At 33.9% G+C, this 251-nt stretch carries 1 protein-coding gene; it reads right to left on the bottom strand.

What is annotated here, in order from left to right; genetic code table 11:
* A partial coding sequence (locus tag FGF67_RS17190) for an integrase core domain-containing protein (protein WP_139698940.1) occupies positions 1–251 on the bottom strand: 251 nt, incomplete at both ends.

The raw sequence follows: 251 nt of genomic DNA, 5'->3' as shown, positions 1-251 counted from the left end.
TGAGGTCTAAAGTTGTTATATTCTTCTCTCCACATATCTAGTTTTTCTTGCGCATCTTCCATTGACAGAAACCAATTTACGTTTAAACATTCATCCCTAAAAGAACCATTGAAACTCTCTATAAAAGGATTATCTGTAGGTTTTCCTGGTCTTGAGAAGTCTAGTTCTATCTGGTTTTCATAGGCCCATTTATCCAAAACTTTACTAATAAATTCACTTCCATTATCTACTTTGATACGCTTTGGAAGAGT

Source organism: Allotamlana fucoidanivorans, from assembly GCF_006265225.1.
GTDB classification, from domain to species: Bacteria; Bacteroidota; Bacteroidia; order Flavobacteriales; family Flavobacteriaceae; genus Allotamlana; species Allotamlana fucoidanivorans.
This window is presented reverse-complemented; position numbering and strand designations above follow the sequence as displayed.